The 5,000-nt window shown below is 65.7% G+C and carries 6 protein-coding genes; 3 read left to right on the plus strand and 3 right to left on the minus strand.

What is annotated here, in order from left to right:
- Positions 1 to 1,049 (plus strand): malate synthase G (locus ABIV12_RS08305; protein ID WP_348058158.1); only part of this gene is annotated, 1,049 nt, incomplete at its 5' end.
- 39 nt (positions 1,050 to 1,088) lie between these two features.
- Here the strand turns inward: ABIV12_RS08305 and ABIV12_RS08310 are convergent.
- Positions 1,089 to 1,733, minus strand: a complete 645-nt coding sequence (locus tag ABIV12_RS08310; RefSeq protein ID WP_348058160.1) for a glutamine cyclotransferase — start codon at positions 1,731 to 1,733, stop codon at positions 1,089 to 1,091.
- 29 nt (positions 1,734 to 1,762) lie between these two features.
- Complete coding sequence (locus ABIV12_RS08315; RefSeq protein ID WP_348058162.1) at positions 1,763 to 2,983, minus strand: helix-turn-helix domain-containing protein; 1,221 nt, start codon at positions 2,981 to 2,983, stop codon at positions 1,763 to 1,765.
- Positions 2,984 to 3,089: 106 nt separating this feature from the next.
- Here ABIV12_RS08315 and ABIV12_RS08320 point away from each other — a divergent pair, with 106 nt between their 5' ends.
- Together ABIV12_RS08320 and ABIV12_RS08325 are read left to right on the plus strand one after the other, a co-directional pair.
- The gene (locus ABIV12_RS08320; RefSeq protein WP_348058164.1) at positions 3,090 to 3,884 is read left to right on the plus strand and encodes a DUF899 domain-containing protein; all 795 of its coding nucleotides are present in this window, start codon (positions 3,090 to 3,092) and stop codon (positions 3,882 to 3,884) included.
- Entirely contained in the window at positions 3,865 to 4,695 is an 831-nt protein-coding gene (locus tag ABIV12_RS08325; protein ID WP_348058166.1) for a DUF2182 domain-containing protein, read from the plus strand. The genes ABIV12_RS08320 and ABIV12_RS08325 overlap by 20 nt, the downstream gene beginning before the upstream one ends.
- 63 nt (positions 4,696 to 4,758) lie before the next feature.
- Here the strand turns inward: ABIV12_RS08325 and ABIV12_RS08330 are convergent.
- A partial coding sequence (locus ABIV12_RS08330; protein WP_348058168.1) for a hypothetical protein occupies positions 4,759 to 5,000 on the minus strand: 242 nt, incomplete at its 5' end.

Consider the following 5,000-nt stretch of genomic DNA (forward strand, 5'->3'; position numbering starts at 1 on the left):
CGCGCAGGGCGAACTCGCGATCGGGTTCGATCTACATCGTCAAGCCGAAGATGCACGGCCCGGCGGAGGTCGCGTTCGCCGACGAACTGTTCGCACGCGTGGAAGACCTGCTCGGCCTTGCGCGGCATACGATCAAGATGGGCATCATGGACGAGGAGCGACGCACCAGCGTCAACCTGCAGGCGTGCGTTGGCGCGGCAGCATCGCGCGTCGCGTTCATCAATACCGGCTTCCTCGACCGCACCGGCGATGAAATCCACACCGCGATGGAAGCCGGCCCGATGATTCGCAAGGGCGACATGAAGTCGTCCGCATGGATCACCGCGTACGAACGCAGCAACGTACTGGTCGGATTGCATTGCGGTCTGCGCGGCCGGGCGCAGATCGGCAAGGGCATGTGGGCGATGCCGGATCTGATGAACGCGATGCTCACGCACAAAAGCGCGCAGCTGAAAGCCGGCGCGAACACCGCGTGGGTGCCGTCGCCAACCGCCGCAACCCTGCACGCGTTGCACTATCACGAGGTCGACGTGCAGGCGGTCCAGCGCGAACTGGAAACGATCGACTATGCGAGCGTGCGCGATTCGCTGCTTGCGGATCTGCTGACCATTCCGGTGGTGTCGACTGCGGGTTGGTCGCCCGACGAGATCTCCGCCGAAGTGGAGAACAATGCGCAGGGCATCCTCGGCTATGTCGTCCGGTGGGTCGAGCAGGGCATCGGATGTTCGAAAGTGCCCGACATCCATGACGTCGGCCTGATGGAAGACCGCGCGACGCTGCGCATCTCCAGTCAGCACATCGCAAACTGGTTGCGACACGGAGTCGTCACCCGCGAGTTCGTGCAGGCGATGTTCGAGCGGATGGCCGTCGTGGTCGACGGACAGAACGCGGGCGACCCTGCGTATCGTCCGATGGCGCCGCATTTCGCAGACTCGCTGGCGTTCAAGGCAGCGACCGCGCTCGTGTTCGAAGGGCGCGAGCAACCCAACGGCTATACCGAACCGTTGCTGCATGCGTTTCGACTTGCAGCAAAAGCAGCATCGTCGTGACCCTGCAATGGCCGTCGGCGCGCTGACGGCACTGCATGCTCAAGCGGAGTTCTGCTTCGGACGGCGGACGACCCTCACCTTGCCGCTTTTTCCGCCGCCGCAGAAGAACCGGTCGACGCCGTCCGATTCGAGCCCCGACACGCCTGCACCCGCGGGCATCTCGAGTGTTTCCAGCACCTCGCCGGTGTGTGCATCGATGCGTCGAAGTTCGCTGTCGTCACCTTCCCATGTGGCGTGCCAGAGATCACCGTCAAGCCACGTGACGCCGGTGACGAAGCGGTTCGATTCGATCGTGCGGAGGACGGCGCCGGTCTGCGCATCGATCTGATGGATCCTGCGGTCGCGATACGCGCCCACCCAGAGTGTTCCTTCCGCCCATGTGAGACCGGAATCGCCACCGTCGCCAGGCGCCGGAATCGTTGCGACAACGGCGCCGGTCTGCGGATCGATTTTCTGGATTCGGTTTTCGGCGAGCTGGAACACGTGCCGGCCATCAAATGCCGTTCCCGCATGTGCGGCGACGTCGACCGTGCGCACCGTCTCTCCGCTGTCGGGATCGAGCACGTTGAGGCGGTCGCCGGATGCGAACCAGACGTTCCGTCCGTCGTAGGTGACGCCGCCGATGTTGTCGGCTGCGGGGAAGGGTCCGTACTCGCGAATGATGTCAGCTTTGGTCGGGTTCATTGATCGATCCTGTCTTGGGCCGCTCGATCCTAGTCAATCGGCAGAGGAGCGGGGAGTAACAAGATCGTCGTGAAACCGGGCACCTGCGGAGTCATCCAGCGTCGCGCGCGTCCGCGGCCGAACGATTGCACCTTGCCGCGGGCGTCGAGCGAATCGAGCGCCCGCTGCACGGTGCGCTGGCTCGTTGCCAATGCGATCGCCAAGGCCGAGCTCGACCACGATTCGCCATCGGCGAGGAATGCAAGGACGTCGGCGTGTTCCTCGTCTACCGGGCGCGTGAGCACGACGACATCGCAGGCACGACGCGGCGCCAGCGTAAATCCGGCACGCGTCGCCTTCACGTCGGCCAGCGGGCGGAGCATCGCGCGGAGCCGACCCATTTCGACGCGCAGCCGCACCCGATGCGAGTCGTCGGCATGCCGTGCGTGGAATGCCTGCGCGATCAGGGTGTTCCTCGCGACATCGTGCGGCCATGCGTCGCCGAGCGCGCGCGCGAGCGCAAACAACACCGGTCGCGTCGCGAGCGAGACCATCTGGCCTTCACTCCGCACGACATGACGGCATGCGTCGACGATGAAATCGCGCGATGCGAGCAGGGCTTCGACGTCGTCGAGCAGCATCAGCCGCTCTGCGCCGTTGGCGATCAAGCGCGCAGCCGGCGTATCCAGCACGAGGCGAGCGCTGGCGATCTCGGCGCTCAGCGCAGGAACGCTTGCCTGGCGCGCTGCATCTTCGGCCCGGCAGAGCGCGGCGCGTGCCTCCGACATGCGCAGCCGCCGCATCGCAATTCCCGCAGCGACCAGTTCGCGTGTCGCCCGCATTGCGGCAGGCAACGCATCGGGTTCGAGCAATGAGAGCGACTGGTCGGCTTCATCCAGCCGTCCAATCAGCAACAGACGGCGGATCCCCAGCAGACGCGCGTGCGCCGCGTTGATCGGGTCATGATGTTGCTCCAGCGTCACCCGCGCGGCATTGAGTGTTTCCGCAGGCCAACCGAGGTCGCGCGACGCCAGCGCGATTTCCGCCTCGGCAACCACGCATCGGGCGCGCGCCACCGCCTCCCGCGGACCGAACGCACGCGCGGCGCTTCGCAGCAGCGTCTTGGCGCGATCGAGATCGCCCAGCTGCGCCATCGCGAGACCGCGCAGTGCGAGAGCGGGCGCGTCGCTCCGCAGCGCGACGCGCTTCAACGCGCCGAGCGGATCGCCGGCTGCGAGCGCGCGCGCCGCCGCGGTGATCAGCGAGTCCATTGGATTCCCGTCACATTTGTCACTCTCATCGATGCGCGTGCGGCGCCTAATCTATCCCAAGACGAACGATCACCGGCTCGTCCCGAACACGTGAGGAGAAATCGCAATGAACACACACACCACAGGAACGCGCGAACAATGGCTCGCTGCCCGACTCGATCTGTTGCAGGCGGAAAAAGAACTCACTCGACGCAGCGACGAGCTCGCATTGCGCCGCCAGGCGTTGCCGTGGGTGCGGATCGACAAGGAGTACCGGTTCGAGACGGACGCGGGAAACGTCTCGCTGGCGGATCTTTTCCAGGGGCGTTCGCAATTGCTGGTCTACCACTTCATGTTCGGAGCCGACTACAAGGCCGGCTGTCCGTCGTGTTCCGCAATCGCCGACGGCTTCAACCCGATTGCGGTGCATCTCGCCCATCACGACGTGACGCTCGCGGCTGTTTCAAGCGCCCCGTTCGCGAAGCTCGCCGACTACAAACGGCGCATGGGTTGGACGTTTCCATGGGCGTCGTCGGCCGGAGGTGACTTCAATGGCGACTTCAACATCTCCTTCACCGACCGGCAGCAACGCGAAGGAGGCATCGAATACAACTACCGGCGCGAAGCCCCGGCCAAATCGCAAGACGGCAACGCGGTCCAGGAATGGGAGTTGCGCGGGGAAGAGGGGCCTGTCGCGCAATTGGCTGCGATGACGGGAACCGATGTCGCGACCTACACGCGCGATCGGCCAGGGATCAGCACGTTCACGCTCGCGGATGGAGTCGTCCATCACACGTACTCCGCCTATGCGCGCGGGCTCGACGGCCTCTGGAACATGTACCAGTGGCTTGATCGCGCGCCGCTGGGGCGCAACGAACAAGGCATCTGGTGGCGCCGGCACGATGAATACGCACAGGCCTGATCCGGCACAGACGCGCACGGGATCGCGTACTGCGACGCCGGGGCGGATGTTCATCGCCGTCACGCTTCTGGTGTTCGCGGCGAGCATGGCGGCGACGGTCGCCGGGTGCCTGTCGATGTCGGCGATGGACTCGATGCCGATGGCGGGTGGCTGGTCGATGTCGATGGCCTGGATGCGGATGCCCGGCCGCTCGTGGCTCGAAACGGCCGCGTCGTTCGTCGGCATGTGGGGCGTGATGATGATCGCGATGATGCTGCCTTCGATCACGCCCATGCTGATGCGCTATCGCAGCGCGCTCGACGGCGCGGGTGAACACCGTGTCGACCTGCTGCCCGCGCTCGCGGCAGCCGGATACGTGCTGGTCTGGGCGATGCTTGGGGCAGCCCTCTTCGTCCCGGGTGCTGTGCTGGCGACCGTCGCCATGCGGCATCCGTCCCTCGCGCGTGCGATGCCGCTGGCCGCAGGCATCGTCGTTGCGTTGGCAGGCGCGCTGCAGCTCACCCGCTGGAAGGCGCGTCGATTGGCGTGTTGTCGGGAAGCGGTGCCTTGGGAAAGCCTTCTGAAGGCGAACGCAGGCACTGCCTTGCGACACGGCGTGCGCCTCGGTCTCCAGTGCACCGCGTGCTGCGCCAGCCCAACGGCAGTTCTGCTGGCGCTCGGCGTGATGGATGCGCGGGCGATGGCGGGAGTGACCGCGGCGATCGCGCTCGAACGACTCACTCCGGCCGGCCCGCGTTTTGCCCGGGTGATCGGAGGGATCGCCATCGCTGCCGGACTGCTTCTCGTTGTGCGCGCTCTCGCGCGCGATTGACGCTTGCGGATTCGAGGACGCGCGGCTCCACACGTTCGCCGCCCGCGTTGAAGGCACGATTATTCAGTCGGCGCGACGCACGTCGCCAATCATCCCGGCCTGCAATTTCCTCAACTCCGACCAGCGGTTTTCGGCGGCGAGCAATGCCTGCTCTGCCCAGTTCGCCGGATTCGCCAGGCGGAAGTTCGGTCCGCCGCGTTCGAGCAGGTCGAGCAGGTCGTCGACGTGGAGCTGGGCCAGCTGCACGAAGCTCTCGACGCCGTGGATGCGCAACAGGTCGTCGATCTTCGGTCCGATGCCTTCGA

The sequence above is a fragment of the Dokdonella sp. genome, assembly GCF_039926425.1.
In the GTDB taxonomy this organism is placed as follows: domain Bacteria; phylum Pseudomonadota; class Gammaproteobacteria; order Xanthomonadales; family Rhodanobacteraceae; genus Dokdonella_A.

Bases quoted from the DNA above. Each gene is read 5' to 3' on its own strand.
- ABIV12_RS08310 (WP_348058160.1), bottom strand. From the start codon at position 1,733: ATGAACCCGACCAAAGCTGACATCATTCGCGAGTACGGACCCTTCCCC.
- ABIV12_RS08315 (WP_348058162.1), bottom strand. From the start codon at position 2,983: ATGGACTCGCTGATCACCGCGGCGGCGCGCGCGCTCGCAGCCGGCGAT.
- ABIV12_RS08320 (WP_348058164.1), top strand. From the start codon at position 3,090: ATGAACACACACACCACAGGAACGCGCGAACAATGGCTCGCTGCCCGA.
- ABIV12_RS08325 (WP_348058166.1), top strand. From the start codon at position 3,865: ATGAATACGCACAGGCCTGATCCGGCACAGACGCGCACGGGATCGCGT.